Origin of the sequence: Mycobacterium sp. 852014-50255_SCH5639931, assembly GCF_001665605.1 — a bacterium.
GTDB lineage: Bacteria > Actinomycetota > Actinomycetes > Mycobacteriales > Mycobacteriaceae > Mycobacterium > Mycobacterium paraffinicum.
Window position 1 is genome coordinate 128,360 of record NZ_LZSV01000004.1, and the last position, 21,189, is coordinate 149,548.

The window sequence follows — 21,189 nt, forward strand, 5'->3', positions numbered from 1 at the left end:
AGGGTTCGTGGTGCGTGCCTCGGCGCGCTCGGAAGACGTCCGGGCGCAGGTGGCCGACCTGCTCGGCGTCGGTGTCGACGACGTTCACCCCAGCACCAACCTCATCGGCCAGGGCCTGGACTCCATCCGGATCATGACGCTGGCGGGCCGCTGGCGCCGTGAGGGCATCGCCGTGGACTTCGCCACGCTGGCCGAAACTCCGACGGTCGAGGCGTGGACCGAGCTGGTCAGCGCCTGCTCGCCGGCCGATCCCGCCGCGCAGCACAACCCCGCGCGACCGGCGGGTGACGCGGGTGAGCCGTTCCCGCTGGCCCCGATGCAGCACGCGATGTGGGTCGGCCGCCAGGACCATCAGCAGCTCGGCGGGGTGGCCGGTCACCTCTATGTCGAGTTCGACGGCGGCGCCATCGATCCGGAACGCCTGCGCGACGCGGCCACGGCGCTGGCCCGGCGCCACCCCATGCTGCGGGTGCGGTTCCTGCCCGACGGCACGCAGCGGATCGCGGCAACCGGTGACGACTTCCCGGTCGCCGTCGAGGATCTGCGCTGCCTGGACGGCGACGAAGCGGATCGGCGACTCGCGGCCATCCGCGATGCCAAATCACACCAGCAGCTCGATGGAGCGGTGTTCGAGCTGGCATTGACGCGGCTGCCGGGCGAACGCTCGCGCCTACACGTCGATCTGGATATGCAGGCCGCCGATGCGATGAGCTACCGGACCCTGATGGCCGACCTGGCCGCCCTGTACCTCGGACACGACCTGCCCGCGCTGACCTACACCTACCGGCAGTACCGCCACGCGATCGAGGCGGAAGAGGCGCGGCCGCAGCCGGCCCGCGACGCCGCCCGCGATTGGTGGGCGCAACGCATACCGCAGCTGCCGGACCCGCCTGCCCTGCCCACCACCGGCGACCGCAGTTCGCGGACGAGCACCCGGTTCTGGCACTGGCTGGAACCGCAGACCCGCGACGCCCTGTTCTCCCGCGCCCAGGCCCGCGGGGTCACCCCGGCGATGGCCCTGGCCGCCTCCTTCGCCAACGCCTTGGCTCGCTGGTCAACCACCTCGCGCTTCCTGCTGAACGTGCCGCTGTTCGGGCGCCAGCCGCTGCACCCCGACGTCGACTCCCTGGTCGGCGACTTCACCTCCTCGCTGCTGCTCGACGTCGACCTCACGGGCGCCCGGACCGCGGCGGCGCGGGCGCAGGCCGTGCAGGAGGCCATGCGGACCGCCGCCGCCCACTCCGCCTATCCCGGGCTGTCGGTGCTGCGGGACCTCAGCCGCCATCGCGGCACCCAGGTGCTCGCGCCGGTGGTCTTCACCAGCGCGCTGGGACTCGGCGCACTGTTCAGCCCCGAGGTCACCGATCAATTCGGGACACCCGCGTGGATCATCTCCCAGGGTCCCCAGGTGCTGCTCGACGCTCAGGTCACCGAGTTCGACGGTGGCGTGCTGGTGAATTGGGATGTGCGCGAAAGCATCTTCGCCCCGGGCGTCGTCGACGCCATGTTCGCCTACTACATCGACGAACTGCTCAGGCTGGCTTCCTCCGAGGACAGCTGGGACGCACCGGGACCGTCGCCGCTGCCGGACGCGCAGCGCGCGGTGCGCGACGCGGTCAATGGCCGCACCGCCGAGCCCAGCGGAGAAGCGTTGCACAACGGGTTCTTTCGGCAAGCCGAGCGGCGACCCGACGCGCCCGCCCTTTTCGCCAGCTCCGGTGACCTCAGCTACGGGCAGCTGCGCGACCAGGCCCTGGCGGTGGCCGCCGCGTTGCGCGCGGCCGGCGTCGGCGCCGGCGACACGGTCGCGGTGATGGGCCCGAAAACCGCCGAGCAGGTGCCGGCGCTGCTGGGCATCCTGAGCGTCGGCGCGGCTTACCTGCCTATCGGCGCCGACCAGCCACGCGACCGCGCGGAACGCATCCTGGGAACCGGCGCGGTGTGCTTGGCCCTGGTATGCGGCGGGCAGCAGCTGGCACTACCGGTGCCCGAGCTGACCCTCGCCGACGTCCTGCGAGAGCCACCCGTTGTCACCGAAAACGTTTCGGCAAGAGTCGATCCCGACGGCCTCGCCTACGTGCTGTTCACCTCCGGATCGACCGGCGAGCCCAAGGGCGTCGAGGTGACGCACGACTCCGCGATGAACACCGTGGAGTTCATCGCGAGCCACTTCGAGATCGGTCCCGCGGATCGATGCCTGGCGCTATCCACGCTCGAAGGCGACATATCGGTGATGGACATCTTCGTCACCTTGCGCACCGGCGGGTCGATCGTGGTGGTCGACGAAGCGCAGCGCCGTGACCCCGACGCCTGGGCCCGGCTGATCGACACCCACCAAGTCACCGTGTTGCACTTCATGCCGGGCTGGCTGGAGATGCTGATCGAAGTCGGACACGGAAGGCTGTCCTCGGTGCGGGTCATCCCCACCGGCGGGGACTGGGTGCGGCCGGAGGTGGCGCGCCGCCTGAAGGCCGAGGCGCCCAGCCTGCGGTTCGCCGGTCTGGGGGGAGCGACCGAAACCCCCGTGCACAACACCATTTTCGAAGTTGACGATCCCGACGCCCTGCCGTTGGACTGGACCGCCCTGCCCTATGGGGTGCCGCTGACGAACAACGCCTGCCGCGTCGTCAACGACGCGGGCGACGACTGCCCCGACTGGGTCGCCGGCGAGCTGTGGGTCTCGGGTCGTGGCATCGCCCGAGGCTATCGGGGGCGTCCGGACCTCACCGCGGAGCGCTTCGGCGAACACGCGGGACGCAGGTGGTATCGGACCGGCGACCTGGCCAGGTATTGGCCCGACGGCACGCTCGAGTTCGTCGGCCGCGCCGATCACCGAATCAAGATCAGCGGATATCGCGTCGAACTCGGCGAGATCGAGGCCGCGTTGCGACGGCTGCCGGGGGTGGCGATCGCGGTCGCCGCCCTGCTCCCCGCATCGGGTGGCTCCGAGGTGCTGGCCGCCGCGGTCTGTCCGGAAAGTTCCGGCGGCGCCACGCTGACGGCCGAGCGAATTCGGGAGCTGATGGGCGAACTCGTTCCGGCGCATATGGTTCCGCGTCACGTCGCGCTGGTCGGGCGCATCCCGTTCACCGACGCCGGCAAGATCGACCGTCGTGCCGTCGCCCGCGACTTGGGCGCCAAGGTTTCGCTGTCCGAGCAGCCCGGCTACCGCGCCGCGTCGACGCCGCTGGAATCCGCCCTGGCTGCGCTCCTCGGGGATCTACTCGGCGCGGACCGGGTCGGTCGTGACGACGACTTCTTCGCCCTGGGCGGTGATTCCGTGCTGGCCACCCAGGCCGTGGGTCGTATCAGGACCTGGCTGGACACCCCCCACATCATGGTCGCCGACATCTTCGGCACCAGAACCGTTGCCGCACTCGCCGATATGCTCACCGACCGCGAGCAGGACGGCCGGCGCCTGGATCAGGTGGCCGAACTGTACCTGGAAGTCATCCACATGGACACCGCCACGGTGCTATCGGCTTCTCACCGGACCGGCGACACCGGGGCGGCCCGATGACGTCGGACCGTGTGCTGAGTGTGCCAACCGAGTTCGCATCCTGGATCAAGCGGCTGCCCAGCAGGAACCAGAGCCGGCGTACCGGCGCGACCGTCGTGTTTCCGCACGCGGGGGCCGCCGCGGCGAGCTATCGCGTGCTGGCTACCGCGCTGGCCGCGGGCGCCGACACCTACATCGTGCAGTACCCGCGGCGCGCGGACCGGCTGAGTCACCCGGCCCCCGACACGGTGCACGACCTGGCCCGGGGTTTGTTCGACGCCGGGCCGTGGAGCCGGGTGGCGCCGCTGCGGCTGTTCGGCCACAGCATGGGTGCGGTCGTGGCTTTCGAGTTCGCCAGGATCGCCGAATCCCACGATGTTGCCGTGCAGCGCCTGTGGGTCTCGGCCGGCCCGGCGCCATCGGCCGTCGCCGCCATGCCGCAACTCCCCACCACCGACGACGGATTGCTCGCCGACATCGCCGATCTCGGCGGCACCGCCCCCGAGCTGCTCGCCGATGAAGAGTTCGCCGAACTGCTGACCACGGCGGTGCGCGCCGACTACGAAGCGGTCAACCGCTACGAGTGCGCTCCCGGCGTAAAAATCCGCGCCGACATCCGCGTCCTGGGGGCCCGCGACGACCACCGCGTCGATCCGTCCGCATTGCGGCTCTGGGAGAACCACACCAGCGGCGCCTTCGAGTTGTTCTTGTACGACGGCGGGCATTTTTATCTCGACGAGCACATCGATGCCGTGGCGCGACGGGTGAATGCCGATGTCTGACAACGGGTTCACCGGCGCCTCCGATCCGGTCGCGATCGTCGGCATGGCCGTCGAAGCGCCCGGCGGCATCGACACCGCCGACAAGTACTGGGAACTGTTGTCCCACGGCCGTGAGGCGCTGGGGCCGTTCCCCAACGATCGGGGTTGGCAGGTCCGCGAACTGCTCGCGGGGTCGCGGCGCAGCGGTTTCAAGAAGATCCACGATCGTGGTGGATTTCTCTCCGGCGCAACCACCTTCGACCCGGAGTTTTTCGGCATCTCGCCGCGCGAGGCCGTCGCCATGGACCCCCAGCAGCGCGTCGTGCTCCGGGTGTCCTGGCGCGCGCTGGAAAACAGCGGCATCAACCCCGACGATTTGACCGGGCACGACGCGGGGTGCTTCGTCGGCGCCTCGGCCACCGGATACGGGCCGCAGATGGCCAACTTCTCCCAGCACAGCGGTCACCTGCTCGCCGGGACCGCGCTCAGCGTGATCTCCGGGCGGGTCGCCTACACACTCGGATTGGCCGGCCCGGCGCTGACGGTGGACTCGTCGTGCGCGTCCGCGCTGGCGGCGTTCCACCTCGCCGTGCGCTCGATCCAAAACGGCGACTGCGACCTGGCGCTGGCCGGCGGGGTGAACGTGCTGGGCTCGCCCGGGTTCTTCGTCGAATTCTCTAAGCAGCACGCCCTTTCCGACGACGGTCACTGCCGCCCCTACAGTGCGAACGCCAGCGGGACGGTGTGGGCCGAGGGGGCGGCGATGTTTGTGCTGCAACGCAAATCGGCCGCGCTGCGCGCGGGGCGCCAGGTCGTCGCCGAAGTCCGCGCCACCGCCGTCAACCAGGATGGCCGCAGCGCCGGGCTGAGCGCCCCCAGCGGCGGCGCGCAGGTCCGTCTGTTCCGGCGCGCCATGACGCAGGCCGGGATCCGGCCCGAAGAGGTCGGGATGGTCGAGGGCCACGGCACGGGCACCCGTCTCGGGGACCGCACCGAATTGCGGTCGCTGGCACAAACCTACGGAGACACGGCGCCCGGCGCCGGCGCGTTGCTCGGCTCGGTGAAATCCAACGTCGGCCACGCGCTGGCCGCTAGCGGCGCACTCGGGCTGGCGAAAGTCATCGTCGCCGCCGAGCACGGGGCCATCCCACCGACCCTGCATGCCGCGGAGGCGAGTCCGGAAATAGATTGGGACAGCCAGGGTTTGCGCTTAGCGAAGACGCTGACCCCGTGGCCCGCGGCCGGCGGGCGACGGATCGCGGCGACATCGGCGTTCGGCATCGCCGGGACCAACGCGCACGTGATCATCGCCCTCCCCGAGGTCGCGTGATGCTGACCGTCCCACTGCCCGACGGCCGCGTACCCGTGCTGCTCTCGTCGCACGACGAAGAGCTGATCGGTGTGGACGCCCGGGCGATCCTGGACTACCTGGGCGGGACCGGCGCGGACACCGACACCGCGGCCCTGGCGTCCACCCTGCTGCGGCTTCGGCGGGTGCGGCGGCACCGCGCGGTGGTTCGGGCGGCCGGCCGCGCCGAGCTGGTCTCCGGCCTGACCGCGCTCGCCGACGGCGAGGAGCACCCGCTGGTCACCCGATCCTGCAGCAACGTTGCGCCGTGCATCGCCTTCGTGTTTCCCGGCCAGGGCAGCCAGTGGCAATCGATGGGCGCCGAGGCATACCAACGACTTCCGGCTTACCGTGCCGAGGCCGACCGGTGCGCCCAGGCGTTCCGCACCGCCGGGCTGCCTTCACCGTTGCCCTACCTGACCGGGCAACTCGACGAGAACTGGTTGCGCACCGAAATCCAGGGAGCGCAGTTCACCCACGCGGTCAGCCTGGCCCACGAATGGCGATTCCACGGCGTGCTCCCCGCAATCACCGTCGGCCACAGCCTCGGCGAGGTCGCGGCGGCGTACGTGGCCGGAACGATAACGCTGCCGGACGCGGTCGCGTTGGTCGGAGCCCGCGCCACGATCGTCGGCCAATTGGCCGGTCACTACGCCATGGCGGTGCTTGGCGCCGGCGTGGACGAGGCCGAGTCCCTGATCGGCGAAACGGCGGGCTGGCTGGAAGTTTCGGCGGTCAACGGCCCCTCGTCGACCGTGGTGTCCGGAGACCACGACGCCGTGGCGGCCGCCGTGTGCCTCGCCCGGCGACGGGGCGTCTTCACCCACCAGTTGTCGGTGGACTATCCGGGCCACACCAGCGTGCTGCGGCCGCTGCGCACCCAGCTGGCCGAGCTGGTTCCCCGCTCGGCGTTCCGGGACAGTCCGGTGCGATTCGTCGGTTCGACCTTCGGTGCGGAGGTCGGCGGCGACGTGGACTTCTCCGGGTACTGGTATGACAACCTTTGCAACACCGTGCGTTTCGACCGGGCGGTGGCGGCGGCCCGAAGGCTCGGGGCCACGACGTTCGTCGAGTTGTCCGCGCACCCCGCGCTGCTGTACCCGCTCGCGGACCTGGTCGACGAGCGGACGACCGTGGCCGTCGGCTCGGGACATCGCGAAGGGGCCATCACCGACACGCTGGCGGCGAACATTGCCGGCGTGGCTGCGGCCGATCCCGGCTGCCAATGGGCCAACGCGATCCCCGGCGGTGTCCGGCCGCCGTTGCGCGGATTCCCGAACGCGCCGATGCGGGCGATGCACCTGTGGGCGGCGCCCGAACCGCTGATCGAGACGGGGGAGACCCTCGCGCTCACCGTCGCGGTTGAGGATTGGCGCCATGAGACGCGACCGGGTGCGGCGGGTGCGGACATCGGCATTGTCGCCGTCGGCTCCACGGACGGCGCTTTGGCCAAGCGACTGATGGACGCCGTTGCGGCGCATAGCGATTGCCGGGTGGTGTCGCCGAACGACGCGGAAATCCTCGCGGTGATCGCGCCGGATCTCGACGAGCTCGATGCCACCGTGGCGATCGAGCAGATCGCCGAGTGGCCGGACGCAGGGCTACCCGACTACGCCGCCCTGACCGGCCCGCGATGCCGGGCCGTCTGGTTGCTGACCGTGCGCGCCGAAGCCATCGATCCGGGTGACGCCGATGCGTCCCCGGCACAGGCGGCGCTGGCCGCGATGCACCGCAGCGTCGGCTTCGAATTCACCGACCAGGCCTTCGGGCATCTCGACCTGCCCGGCCGAGACGTCGATGCCGGCACGGCCCGCGCCGCCGTCGACGTGCTGCTCGGGGAGCCGGCGGAAGTAGCGCTGCGAGGCAACGAATCGCCGTCCCGCCACGTGCGGACCTTCCGGGAGTGCCGCGATTCGGCGACCAAGCGGCCGCTGGGCGCCGACGCGCTGGACAACGTGGTGATCACCGGCGGCAGCGGAGCGATCGGCCTGCAGTATGCGCGGTACTGCATCGAGCGCGGCGCGCGGACGGTCACCCTGTTGAGCCGCAACGGTATCGATGAAGAGGCGCTGCGCCGGCTTACCGCGAACCACGACACCGAGGTGCGCGCCCCGCGGTGCGATATCACCGATCCGGCCGCATTGGCGGCCGTCGCCGCCCGGCACGCGGGGAACGGCGCGTCGTTGCTGATCCATACCGCGGGCATCGCCGCGGCCCGGCCGCGTTCCGAGCTGACCGGAGCCGACGTCGCGGCGGTGTGCGCCGCAAAGGTGCGCGGCCTGGCACTGCTGGCCGACGTCTGGCCGCTGCGGCCCGATTGCCGGATCCTGGCCTGCTCGTCGGTGTTCGGCGTATGGGGCGGTTACGGCCACGCGGCTTACGCCGCCTCCAACCGGATGCTCGACGTGCTGGTCGCCCAGCTGCGCGGCCGGGGCCGCGACAGCATGGCGATCCGGTGGGGGCTGTGGCAGGCCGCCGGCGTGGTCACGGGTGACGAGATCACCCGCACCGAACGCTCCGGCCTGGTCGCGATGGCTCCGGAACCGGCGATCGAGGCGGGCCTGTGCCGCTACGACGCAGATCCACTGATCTTCGACGCCGACCTCGACCGGCTCGCGGTGTTCTTCGAAAGCCAGGGCATGCCAATGCCGTTCAGTGCGCAGCGAGGCGGCGACGGGGGAGCGGACGGCCTTGCCGCCAAGCCGCTCGCCGAGGTGGTGCGCACCGAACTCGCCGCGACATTGCACCTGGAAGATTCGGTGTCGATCGACCCGAGCGCACCGCTCATCGACCTGGGAGTGGACTCGTTGCTCGCACTCGATCTGCGTAAGCGGCTGCGCCGGACGGTCGGATGCTCGGTCCCGGTCGCTCGCATGCTCGGCGGGATCACCCTCAACGAATTGATCGACGCGTTACACGCCGGGCCGCGGGACGGCGCAACACTCGTCGATCGTGAAGCCAGAAAGGTTGGACTCCCAGCGTGACGAACACCACCGGGGCCAGCGCCCGTCTCGATGACGAACGCCTGGAATTGTTGCGCCGCAAGATCGCCGAACGTGGCCTGGCCAGGCCCGCCGTCTCCGCACCCGTGGCCACCTGCGACGAGCCGCGCATGTCCGTCGGCCAGCACCGGATGTGGTTCGTACAGTCGGTGGACCCCGACAGCGCGCTGCTCAACGTCTGTGTCTCCTATCGCGTAACCGGCACGGTCGACATCGACCGATTGCGGAGCGCGGTCGACGCCGTGGCCGCGCGGCACTCCGTACTGCACACGACGTACGACACCGGTCCGGACGGCGACCCGTACCCGGTCATCCACGACGAGCTGCGGCCCGAGTGGGCCGAGCACGACCTGTCGGAACTGACCGATCAGGCCCGGCGGTTGCGGCTGGATGTGCTGGCGCAGCGGGATTTCCGCCGGCCCTTCGACCTGGCCAAGGATTCGCCCCTGCGTGTCACCGCGGCCCGCTTGTCCGCCGACGAGCTGATGCTGTTGGTCACCGCGCATCACATCGCCTGGGACGACGCTTCGTGGACACCGTTCTTCGCGGACCTGACTCGCGCGTACACCGATCCGGTCGGATTCGGCGGGGAACCCGCGATAACGGCGCCTCCGCCGGACGAAGCCGCGGATCACGCCGCGGACTTCGAATACTGGCGACCCCTGATGGCGAATCTGCCCGAGCCGCTTGAGCTTCCGGGCCCCAACGGTTCGGTGGTCCCAAACACCTGGCGTGCACAACGCGCTACGACGCGGTTGCCGGCGGCCACCGTCGATCGCGCCGCGGCGCTGGCGCGCGAGACCGGTGCCACCCCGTACATCGTGCTGATGGCCGCCTTCGCCGCGCTGGTGCATCGCTACACCCAGTCAACGGACTTCCTGATCGCCGCGCCCGTGCTCAACCGTGGCGTCGGGGCGGAATCGGCCATCGGTTACTACGGCAACACCGTGGTGATCCGGATGCGACCGGAGCCACACCAGACGTTCCGGCAGCTACTGGCCCAAACCCGGGATGACGCGGTTGGCGCCTTCGCCCATTCGCGTGCCGACTTGGACTGGCTGGTGCGCGAGTCCAATCCCGATCGCCGGCATGGCGCCGACCGGATGACCCGGGTGAGCTTCGGGCAGCGCGAGCCCGATGGCGCCGGCTTCTGCCCGCCCGGGGTGCGGTGCGAGCGAGGGGAACTGCGCGGTCATTTCAACCAGCTGCCACTCAGTTTCATGATCGAGCTGGATCGCGCGAACGGCGGGCTGGTCGAAGCCGAGTACCTGGTCGAGGTGCTGGATCACCGGCTGGTGGACCAGCTGCTGAGGCACTACGCGGTGCTGCTCGACAACGCACTGGCGGACCCCGACGCGGCGCTGTCGGCATGCGCGCTGATGGACAGCGACGATGCCGAGTGGTTGCGTTGGGCCTCCACCGGTGCCGAGTTCGAGACCCCGGCCGCCACCTTGCCCGCGCTGGTCACCCACCGAGCGGCGCTGTCGCCCGATGCCATCGCCGTGGTCTATGAGGGTCGCGAGTACACCTACCGGGAGATCGACGAAGAGTCGAACCGCTTGGCACACTGGCTGATCGAGCAGGGCATCGGCACCGAGGAGCGCGTCGCGGTGTTGCTGGACAAATCACCCGAACTGGTCATCACCGCGCTGGGAGTGCTGAAGGCCGGAGCGGTCTACCTGCCGGTGGATCCCACCTACCCCGAGGATCGGCTGACCTTCATTCTGGGTGACGCCGACGCCAAACTGGTGCTGCGCGAGGCGGTTCCGGGGCTGTCGCGATACCCGGCCACCGCGCCCGCCGAGCTTGCGCGGCCGTTGGGCCCACACAACACCGCCTACTTGATCTACACCTCGGGTTCGACCGGCCTGCCCAAGGGCGTGCCGGTGCCCCACGCCCCGATCGCCGAATACTTCGTCTGGTTCGGTGACGAGTACCGCGTCGACGAGACCGACCGGCTGCTGCAGGTCGCGTCGCCCAGCTTCGACGTGTCCATGGGCGAGATTTTCGGCACGTTGATCATGGGCGCGCGCCTGGTGATTCCGCGGCCCGACGGGCTGCGCGACATCGGCTACCTGACGGATCTGCTGAGCCGCGAGGGCATCACCTCGATGCATTTCGTGCCGTCACTGCTCGGGCTGTTCCTGTCTCTTCCCGGGGTCAGTCAGTGGCGCACCCTGCGGCGCGTGCCGATCGGCGGGGAGGCCCTGCCGGGCGAGATCGCCGACAAGTTCCATGCCACCTTCGACGCGCTGCTGTACAACTTCTACGGACCGACCGAGACCGTCGTCAACTGCACCAGCTACCCGGTCGAAGGGGCCCAGGGCACCCGGGTGGTACCCATCGGGCGTCCCAAGATCAACACCCAGGTACACCTCCTCGACAACGCGTTGCGGCCGGTTCCCGTTGGCGTGATCGGCGAGATCTACATCGGCGGAACGCATGTCGCCCACGGATATCACCAAAGACCCGGACTGACGGCCGAACGGTTCGTCGCCGACCCGTTCACCCCCGGCGGTCGGCTGTACCGCTCCGGCGACCTGGCCCGCCGCAACGCCGACGGGGACATCGAGTTCGTCGGCCGCGCCGACGAGCAGGTGAAGATCCGAGGCTTCCGCATCGAGCTGGGCGAGATCGCCGCCGCCATCTCGGTCGACCCCAGCGTCGGGCAGGCGGTGGTGCTGGCCATGGACCTGCCCCGGTTGGGCAAGAGCCTGGTCGGATACGTAACGCCGGTCCCGGGCGGCGGCCCGGAAACCGTTGAGGTCGAACGCATCCGAGCCCGGGTGGCCGCCGCGCTGCCGGACTACATGACGCCGGCCGCCTACGTGGCGCTCGACGAAATCCCGATCACGGCGCACGGCAAGATCGACCGGGCCGCGATGCCCCAACCACAGATCGCGGCGGCCGCCGCATACCGCGACCCGACGACCCCCACCGAACGCCGCATCGCCGCAATGTTTTCCGCGCTGCTCGGCCACGACCGGGTGGGGGTCGACGACTCATTCTTCGACCTGGGCGGCCACTCGCTGCTGGCCACCAAACTGGTCACCGCGATCCGCTCGGAGTGCGGGGTGGAGCTCGGCATCCGCGACGTCTTCGAGCTCGCGACGGTGGGCTTGCTGGCGGAACGGGTCGACCAGCTGAGCTTCGGAGAACTCAGGCAGTCGCGGCCCAGGCTGATCGCGACCGCCCACGACGAGCCGATGCCGCTGTCGGCCTCACAGCTGCGCAGCTGGTTCGCCTACCGCGTCGACGGGCCCAGCTGGGTCAACAACATTCCCTTCGCCGCGAAGCTGACCGGGCCGTGGGACATCGACGCCCTGATCGCCGCCGTCGGCGACGTCGTCGTCCGGCACGAGATCCTGCGCACCTCCTACGTGGAGTTCGACGGGGTGCCCTACCAGGTGGTCGGGCCGGCCGGGGAGGTCGCCGTACGGCGGGCGACCGGGCCCGACGACGCTTGGCTGCAGCGGGAGCTGGACGCCGAGCGCCGGCACTGCTTCGAGCTGGACCGCGAGCTTCCGGTTCGGGTTGCGGTGCTGCACACCGCCGACGACCCCACCGAACACGTGCTGTCGCTTGTCGTCCACCACATCGCCTCCGACCACTGGTCGGCGGGGGTGCTGTTCGCCGACGTGATGACCGCGTACCGGGCCCAGCGGGCCGGGGAAACCCCGGCCTGGGCGCCGCTGCGGGTGCAGTACGCCGACTACGCGGCGTGGCAGGGGGCATTCCTGGGCGATGCGGGCGGCCAGGAGTCCGCCGTCGCCGCCGAGCAACGCGAGTACTGGAGCCGGCAGTTGGCCGGGCTGCCGGAGGACACCGGGCTGCGTCCCGACTTCGCGCGCCAGCCGGTGCCCAGCGGTGCGGGCGAATCCGTCGACTTCCGCATCGACGCGGCCACCCGCGGCAAGCTCGCAGAGTTGTCGCGCGAGATGGGCATCACCGAGTTCATGTTGCTGCAAACGGCGGTCGCCGTAGTGCTGCACAAGGCGGGTGGTGGCCGGGACATCCCGCTGGGCACCCCGGTCGCCGGGCGCACCGAGGCCGAATTGGACCAGCTGATCGGGTTTTTCGTCAACATCCTGGTGCTGCGGAACGACCTGACCGGCAACCCGACGCTGCGTGAACTGCTGACCCGCGCCCGGGAGACGGCGCTGGCCGCCTACGCCCACCAGGACCTGCCGTTCGACCGGGTGGTCGACAGCGTCAGCCCGGTGCGGTCGCTGTCGCGCAACCCGCTGTTCCAGGTCGTCGTGCACGTCCGCGACCAGCTGCCCGCCACGCGGGTGATAGAGCAGGATCCCGAAAATGGCGGACGGGACGCGGTGTGCACCGCGCTGGACCCCGTCTTCGACATGGCGCACGCCGATCTCAGTGTCAACTTCTTCGGCACCGACGGCTCGGGGGGAGTCGGGTACAACTGCAACCTGATCTTCCGCACCGAGCTGTACAGCCGAGCCACCATCGAGCGGTTGGCCGGCTGGCTGACCCGCGTGGTCACCGAGTTTGCCGGCAACGCTGACCAGACTTTGCGCGACCTGCAGCTGACCGACGCCGACGAGCGGCTCCGGATGCTGAAGCACTGGAGCCGGGGCGAAAGGCCGCCGCACGACCGGCCACGCACCATTCCAGAACTCCTGCAGCCGAGCCGAAGCTGGGGCCCCGACCGGATCGCGGTGCGCTGCGGCGACGAGCAGATCGATTACGTTGCGCTGCAGCGTCGTTCGGACAACCTTGCGGCGCTGCTCGTCGCGCGGGGGGTGAGGCCGGGGTCGATGGTGGGGTTGTCGACGCGGCGGAGCATCGACCTGGTGGTGGCACTGGTGGCCATCATGAAGGCAGGCGGCGGCTATTTCCCCATCGATCCCGCCTACCCGCCGGCGCGCAAGCAGTTCATGCTCGACGACGTGCAACCACCGGTGGTGCTCGCCACGGCCGACTCGGCCCGCGGCATGCCCGAAGTTGCCGGCGTCACGGTCATTTCGCTGGACGACCCGCAGGTGCGCGAAGCGGTGGACAACGGGGAAGTCGATCCGCGAGAACTGCCCCTCCCGCACCCCGACCACCCGATGTTTCTGGTCTTCACGTCCGGATCCACGGGCAAGCCGAAAGGCGCCCTGGGCACGCATCGGTCCATGGCGGCCCGGCTGGACTGGCAGCTACGGCACTACCCACCGAGAACCGACGACATTCGACTGGCACAGGCGTCGATCACGTTTCTCGAGGGCGGCATGGAAATCCTGGCCGGCCTCGCGGCGGGGGCGACCATGATCCTCGCCGACGATGCCGAGCACCGCGACCCGGAAGCGCTCGGGGAGTTGATGGTCCGGCACGCGGTGGCCCAGGTGACCGCGGTGCCCAGCCTGGTCTCCGCCCTGGTCGACAGCAGGCCCGACGCGGTGCGCGCCCTGTCCCGGCTGGTGTGCGGTGGAGAACCGGTGAGTACCGCGCTGCTGCAGCGGCTGGTGTCGGCGTGCGCCGGCGCAGGCACCGAGCTGTTGAACAACATCGGTTCCACCGAGACCTCCGGTGCGGTGTCCCGCGGTCGACTGGAGCCGCCGAATCCTTTGGTGGGCAAACCGGTCCCGGGGTCCGACGCCTACCTGCTCGACGAGGGCCTGCGGCCGGTGCCGGTCGGGGTGGTGGGCGAGCTGTACTACGCCGGCGACCAACTGGCCCGGGGCTACTGGAAGCGGCCCGGATTGACCGCCACCCGGTTCGTGGCCAATCCCTATGCCCTCGAACCCGGTTCTCGCCTGTACCGCAGCGGCGACCTTGCCCGCTGGACCGAGGACGGGCGACTGGAATTCATCGGACGCTCCGACCACCAGGTACAGGTGCGCGGCTTCCGGGTGGAGTTGGCCGAGGTCGAGGCGGTGCTGGCGGAAGCCGACGGCGTCGCCGCTGCGGCGGCCCGCACCTGGGAGGTGCACGGCGGCACCTCGCTGGCCGGATACGTTGTGCCACAACAGCCGATCGGCGATGACACCGAGAAGGCCGCGTTCGTATCGCAGGTGCGCGCCGCGATCGGAACGACACTGCCCGGCTACATGATGCCCTCGTCGTTGACCGTTCTCGACGCGCTGCCCAAAACCGAATCGGGCAAGCTGAACCGGCCCGGGCTGCCGCCGCCGGCGGTCAGCACCCGCGGACACGTTGAACCGTCGCGCACCGACACCGAACGGGCGCTGGCCAAGGTGTTCGCCGAACTGCTCTCGACGCCCGAGGTGGGCCGCTTCGACGACTTCTTCGCCCTGGGCGGCGACAGCATCCTGTCAGTGCAGCTGGCCTCGCGGGCGCGAGCGGCCGGCCTGGCGGTCAACCCGCGGATGATCTTCGAGAACCCGACGGTGCAACAGCTGGCCGCCGCCCTGGATGCGTTGGGGGGCACCGACACCGAGCCCGCCGCCGAGCCCGCCGACGCCCGGTTCGAGCCCATGAGCGCGTCCGGGCTTTCGGCCGAGGATCTCGCCGCCGTGACGCAGCTGTGGTCGTCGTCACGGGACGGTACGCCATGACGGCCACCAAAGATGTCGCGCCCGACATCGAGGACGTGATGGCCCTGAGCCCTCTGCAAGAGGGCTTGTATTCGCTGACCACGCTGGCCGAATTCACCGACGGCGAGGCCGACGACCCGTACGTGATCGGCATGGCCGCCGACATCTCCGGCGCGCTTGATGTCGCGCTGTTACGTGATTGCGCGACAAAGATGTTGGTGCGTCACCCCAACCTTCGGGCCAGCTTCTTCAGCCGCGGTATCGCGCGACCGGTGCAGATCGTCCCGTCCCGGGCAGACCTGCCATGGCGCACCGTCGCCGCCGCACCCGAGGATATGCGGGCGCTGGAGGCAGGCGAGCGCCGCCGGCCTTTCGATCTGGAACACGGTCCGGCCATCCGCTTCCTGCTCGTCGAATTGCCCGGTGCGCGATGGCGTTTGGTGCTCACCGCCCACCACATCGTGATTGACGGCTGGTCGTTGCCGGTATTCGTCAACGAGATGATGATGCTGTACCGGTCCGGTGGCGATCTCTCGGCGTTGCCCGCCGGTCCGCGGCCCTACCGCGACTACATCGGCTGGCTGGCCGGCCGCGATCCCGAAGCCAGCCAGCAGGTCTGGCGTCGGCACCTGGCGGGCCTTCCCGGGCCCACCCTACTGTCGGCCGCGCTGGGCTCGGCGGAGGGCCGGCGGACTGGACTGCCCCGCACCACCGAACTGCGGATGCCGGCCGAAGCCACCACGCGTTTGGTCGAGGAGACCCGGGCCCGTGGCATCACGATCAACACCCTGATACAGATGGCGTGGGCGCTGGTGTTGTCCCGGCTGACCGACACCCACGACGTGGTTTTCGGCGTCACGGTGTCCGGGAGGCCGCCCGAACTCGCCGGCGTCGAGACCATGATCGGTCTGTTCATCAACACCGTTCCCATGCGGGTGCGGCTCGACCCCGCCGCGACGGTGGGCGAGCAATGCCGCGCGGTACAGCGCAACGCCGCACTGCTGCGTGAGCACAGCCACGTCGGACATGCCCAACTGCGGGCGCTCGGCGGCGTCGGCGAAATGTTCGACACCCTACTGGTCTACGAGAACTTCCCCTTGGACGGGCTGACCGCCGGCACCGAATTGACCGCCGCCGGTGCGACATTCCGGCCGTCGGCCCTGCAAACCTTGTCGCATTTCCCGATCACCGTCGCGGCACACATCGCGGGCGGCGAACTGGTGGTGCTGGTCGAAGTGATCGATGGGGCGCTCGGCGCCGTCCCCGCCGCCACCTTCGGTCGGCGGGTGATCACCACCGCCGAGCGGCTGCTGCGGGACTGGGAGCGCCCGCTGCGCCAGGTCAGCGTCCTCTTCGACGACGAGGCGGTCCCCCCGCGCCCCGCGGGCGTGCCCGCCCCGCCGGCGGTCGGCATCCACACTCGATTCGCCGAGGTCGCCGGGCGGACCCCCGACAACCTCGCGGTCAGCTGGGCGCGCGGCCAACTCAGCTACCGCGAACTGGACGCGCTGGCCGACGGCCTGGCCGCCCGGCTCGCGGAGCGCGGGGTCCGGCCCGAAACCCCGGTAGCCATCCGGCTTTCGCGGGGGCCGCAGTACATCGTCGCGATGCTCGCGGTGCTCAAGGCCGGCGGCATCTGCGTTCCGATGGAGCCGGGAACGCCCCCGGAACGGGTGGAATCGATCCTGCGTCAATCCAATGCCTCGATCGTGCTCGACGAGGTGTCGCTCGTCGCGGGCGAGCATCCCGCCACGGACTTTCGCCCGGTCGAGGTGGCGCCCGGCCAGGCCGCGTACGTCGTCTTCACGTCGGGCACGACCGGAGAACCCAAGGGCGTCATCGGAACTCACGCGGCGGTGGCCGCCTACGCCGACGATCACCTGGATAACGTGTTGCGGCCGGCGGCAATCCGGCTGGGCCGGCGGCTACGCATCGCGCACGCGTGGTCGTTCGCGTTCGACGCCGCGTGGCAGCCGTTGATCGCGCTGCTCGACGGCCACGGTGTGCACGTCGTGGACGAGCCCACCCAGGCCGACGCCGAGGCGCTGGTCGCGGCCATCGCCGAGCACGGCGTCGACATGATCGACACCACTCCGTCGATGTTTGCCCAACTCGCGGCGTCCGGTTTGCTGACGACAGTTCCGCTGGCCGTGCTGGCGCTGGGCGGAGAAGCGCTCGGTAAGCCCGCCTGGACCCTCATCCGCGAAGAGTGTGCACGCACCGGGATGGCGGCCTACAACTGCTACGGCCCCACCGAAACCACGGTCGAGGCGGTGGTGGCCGCCATCGCGGAGCACGACGAGCCGTCGATCGGGCGGCCGACCCTGAACACCCGCGGCTACGTGCTGGACTCGGCGCTGCGTCCGGTGCCGTTCGGGGCCACCGGCGAGCTCTATCTGGCCGGCGCCCAGCTGGCCCGCGGCTATCTCGGCCGCGCGGCGGAAACCAGCCAGCGGTTCGTCGCCGACCCATTCGCGACCGGCGAACGCATGTACCGCACCGGCGATTTGGTGCGGCGCGGTTCCGACGGCGCGCTGCAGTACGTGGGCCGCGCCGACGCGCAGGTAAAGATCCGCGGCTACCGCGTCGAGCCCGGCGAGATCGCCGCCGCGCTCGAATCGCATCCCGCCGTTCAGCACGCCGGAGTGCTGGTGCACCGCTCGATGGCGGGAGCGCGGCTGACCGCTTACGTCGTGATTTCCGGTGCGGCACCCCGGCCCCCGTCGACGGGCGAACTGCGCGGCATGCTCGGCTCCCGTCTGCCGCGCTACATGATCCCGCAGCGCATCGTCACGGTCGACGAAATTCCGCTGACGGCCAACGGCAAGCTGGACGAGACCGCGCTGAGCGCCTTCGACACCGGCGAGGCGGCGTCCGGAGCCGGACCCGAAACAGTCACGGAAGCCGCACTGGCGGAACTGCTTTCCGAACTGTTGCATCAGCCGCGAATCGACGTCACCGCGGATTTCCTGCAGCTGGGCCTGGACAGCATCATGGCACTGTCGGTGGTGCAGGCGGCGCGGGCGCGAGGGATCGCCCTGCGCGCCAGGCTCATCCTCGAGTGCGCGAACATCCGCGAGCTGGCCGAAGCCATCGATTCCGAAACCATCTCCGCCACAAGCGATGTCGAGAATGGCGCCGAGCCCATGTCGGTGCTGCCCAACGGCCGCTGGCTCTACGAATACGGGGAGCCGCGCCGGCTGGCGCAGACCGAAGCCATCCGGCTGCCCAAACACGTCACCCGAGAACAATTGGACGCCGCGCTGGCCGGCATCCTGGCCGGACACGAGGTGCTGCGCGCCCGCCTGGACCGCGCGACCATGACCCTGGTCCCGTCCCGGGCCACGGACACCCCCCTCATCGAAGTAGAGGTGGCCGCCGATCTGCACGCCGTGGTCCCCGATCACGTCGCACGCGCCGTCGACCGCCTCGACCCGGAGCGGGGGGCGCTGCTGGCCGCGGTGTGGCTTCGCCCCCCGACCGGGCAGAGCGTCCTGCTGCTGGCCGCCCACGTCTTGGCGATGGATCCCGCGTCTTGGCGAGTGGTTCTCGGCGAATTAGACGCCGCCCTAAAGGCTTTGGCCACCGGTCACTCGCCGGCTCCGGTCCGGGAGCACACGAGCTACCGGCGCTGGGCCGGTGCGCTCATCGAGCGCGCGCACCGGCTGGACACCGCGCGATTCTGGGCCGCCCAGTCCGACGGCGACGATCCCGAACTCGGCGCCCGACGGGTCGATCCGCGTCGCGACCGGGCCCGCGATCTGGACGTCCGCATGATCGCGGCCGACGCGGACACCACGCGCCGACTGCTGGACTCGGGCGTGCCGTTGCCGCACTTGCTGGTCGCCGCCACCGCGGCGACGGTGACGCGGTGGCGGCGGTCGCGCAATCAGGCCACGCCGCCGCCCCTGCTGGCGCTCGAAACACACGGCCGCGCCTATGGTCTCGTCGACGGGCCGGACGCGCACACCATCGACACCGGCGACACCGTCGGACTGCTGAGTTCCATCTACCCGGTGCGGGTGGCGTCGGCCGATCCACGAGACGTGGGGGAGCAGCTGGCGGCCATCCCCGGCGACGGGCTGGATTACGGGCTGCTGCGCTACCTGCGTGCCGACACCGCCGAACGCCTCGCCGCGTTGCCCGGCCCGCAACTGTTGCTGAACTACCTTGGTGCCGCCCATGCCGCCGGCGGTACCCGGCTGCTGACGCTGGAGCGGGAGCTCCTCGCCGGGGTCTCGCCGCAGCCGGAGCCGGAGCTGGCGGTTCGCCACGAGCTCACCATTGTGGCCGCCATGCTCACGTTCGACGGAGAGCGCGTGCTGGCCGCGCAGTGGCGCACGCTGCCGGACATTCTCGCTGACACCGAAGTGACCGAGCTGCAACGTCTTTGGATCGAATCACTGCGGGAGGCGGTCACATGAGCACGCTTGCGATAGTGGGCGCGGGAGCCAAGGCGGTTGCCGTCGGGGCCAAGGCGTCCGTGCTGCGCGAGATGGGTGTCGATGCCCCCCAGGTGACCGCGGTCGAACGCATCGGCGTGGCGGCCAACTGGCAAGCCAGCGGAGGTTGGACCGACGGGGCGCACCGGTTGGGCACCAGCCCGGAGAAGGACGTGGGGTTCCCGTACCGCTCCGCGCTGGTGCCCCGCCGCAACGCCGAACTCGACGAGCGGATGACCCGCTACAGCTGGCAGTCCTATCTGATCGCCACGGCGTCATTCGCCGAATGGATCGACCGCGGCCGACCGGCGCCGACTCATCGCAGGTGGAGCCAATACCTGGGTTGGGTGGCCGAGCAGACCGGTCTCAACGTGGTGCACGGTGAGGTGGAACGGCTGGCCGTCAACGGCGACCAGTGGACGCTGCACACCCACGAGGACACCGTGCACGCCGACGCCTTGATGATCACCGGGCCGGGGCAGGCCGAGAAATCATTGCTGCCCGGCAATCCGCGCATGCTGTCGATCGCACAGTTCTGGGATCGCGCCGCGGGCCACGACCGGATCAGTGCCGAGCGGGTGGCGGTGATCGGGGGTGGCGAGACGGCCGCGTCGATGCTCAATGAACTGTTCCGGCACCGGGTTTCGACCATCACCGTCATCTCCCCGCAAGTGACGCTGTTCACCCGCGGGGAGAGCTTCTTCGAGAACTCGCTCTTCTCCGACCCGACCGACTGGACCGCTCTAACGCTGGCCGAACGCCGCGACGCGTTAGCCCGCACCGACCGCGGGGTGTTCTCGGCGAACGTGCAGGAGGCCCTGCTGGCCGACGACCGGATCCGCCACTTGCGAGGACGGGTGGCCCATGCGGTGGGCCGGGACGGTCAGATCCGGTTGACCCTGTCCACCAACCGGGGCAGCGAGAACCTCGAGACGGTGCACGGTTTCGACCTGGTAATCGACGGCTCCGGCGCCGACCCGCTGTGGTTCACGTCGTTGTTCGGCCCGGACGTGCTGGACCTGCTGGAGCTTGGCCTGGGCGGACCGCTGACAGCCGACAGCCTGCAGGAAGCGATCGGCTACGACCTGGCGGTCGCGGACGTCGCGCCGAAGCTGTTCCTGCCCAATCTGTCCGGGTTGACGCAGGGCCCCGGATTTCCGAACCTCAGCTGCCTGGGATTGTTGTCAGACCGGGTATTGGGAACTAGTGGGGGCTTGGTGGGCCCGCCCAAGCGCACGACGAGGAGACGCGATGAGCATCAACCCCTTCGATGACGACAACGGCACATTCTTCGTGCTCGTCAACGGCGAGGACCAGCACAGCCTGTGGCCGAGCTTCGCCGACACCCCCGCGGGCTGGCGCGTGGTGTTCGGCGAGGCAAGCCGCGCGGAGTGCCTCGAATATGTCGAACAAAACTGGTCCGACATCCGGCCCAAGAGTCTTCAGGAATCGATCGAGCGTCGTTCATAACACGCGGCGGCGCCGCCGCCGTAGCGTCGCCGTAACGTGACCGGCTCGAGACACAATCGCCGGTCACACAGGGCACACTTACACCAATTAAACCGTGGTGACGCGGAACCTTCTGGGGGACAAGATCGCTGAGATCCCGCCACGGTTCGCGCGTATCGAAGGGG

At 70.0% G+C, this 21,189-nt stretch carries 8 protein-coding genes; all 8 read left to right on the plus strand.

Going from position 1 to position 21,189, the window contains the following annotated elements; genetic code table 11:
* Nucleotides 1–7: 7 nt before the first annotated feature.
* The 8 genes from A5758_RS03800 to A5758_RS03835 are packed head-to-tail and all read left to right on the plus strand — an operon-like array spanning nt 8 to nt 21,025.
* Complete coding sequence (locus A5758_RS03800) at nt 8–3,520, plus strand: non-ribosomal peptide synthetase (RefSeq protein WP_067736629.1); 3,513 nt, start codon at nt 8–10, stop codon at nt 3,518–3,520.
* Nucleotides 3,517–4,281 (plus strand): thioesterase II family protein, encoded by a 765-nt coding sequence (locus A5758_RS03805; RefSeq protein WP_067736632.1) that lies wholly within the window; start codon nt 3,517–3,519, stop codon nt 4,279–4,281. Before A5758_RS03800 ends, A5758_RS03805 begins: the two co-directional genes overlap by 4 nt.
* Nucleotides 4,274–5,590, plus strand: coding sequence for a polyketide synthase (locus tag A5758_RS03810; protein ID WP_197503729.1), 1,317 nt, complete (start codon nt 4,274–4,276; stop codon nt 5,588–5,590). The genes A5758_RS03805 and A5758_RS03810 overlap by 8 nt, the downstream gene beginning before the upstream one ends.
* The gene (gene mbtD, locus A5758_RS03815) at nt 5,587–8,592 is read left to right on the plus strand and encodes a mycobactin polyketide synthase MbtD (protein WP_369816372.1); all 3,006 of its coding nucleotides are present in this window, start codon (nt 5,587–5,589) and stop codon (nt 8,590–8,592) included. The genes A5758_RS03810 and mbtD overlap by 4 nt, the downstream gene beginning before the upstream one ends.
* A complete protein-coding gene (locus A5758_RS03820; RefSeq protein ID WP_067736641.1) occupies nt 8,589–15,134 on the plus strand; it encodes a non-ribosomal peptide synthetase in 6,546 nt (2,181 codons plus the stop codon). Before mbtD ends, A5758_RS03820 begins: the two co-directional genes overlap by 4 nt.
* Complete coding sequence (locus tag A5758_RS03825) at nt 15,131–19,537, plus strand: non-ribosomal peptide synthetase (protein ID WP_067736782.1); 4,407 nt, start codon at nt 15,131–15,133, stop codon at nt 19,535–19,537. Before A5758_RS03820 ends, A5758_RS03825 begins: the two co-directional genes overlap by 4 nt.
* Entirely contained in the window at nt 19,534–20,829 is a 1,296-nt protein-coding gene (gene mbtG / locus A5758_RS03830) for an NADPH-dependent L-lysine N(6)-monooxygenase MbtG (RefSeq protein WP_067736644.1), read from the plus strand. Before A5758_RS03825 ends, mbtG begins: the two co-directional genes overlap by 4 nt.
* Nucleotides 20,807–21,025 carry an MbtH family protein gene (locus tag A5758_RS03835; RefSeq protein WP_066954047.1) on the plus strand — a complete coding sequence of 73 codons (219 nt, stop codon included), beginning with the start codon at nt 20,807–20,809 and terminating at the stop codon, nt 21,023–21,025. The genes mbtG and A5758_RS03835 overlap by 23 nt, the downstream gene beginning before the upstream one ends.
* The last annotated feature ends 164 nt before the right edge of the window (nt 21,026–21,189 follow it).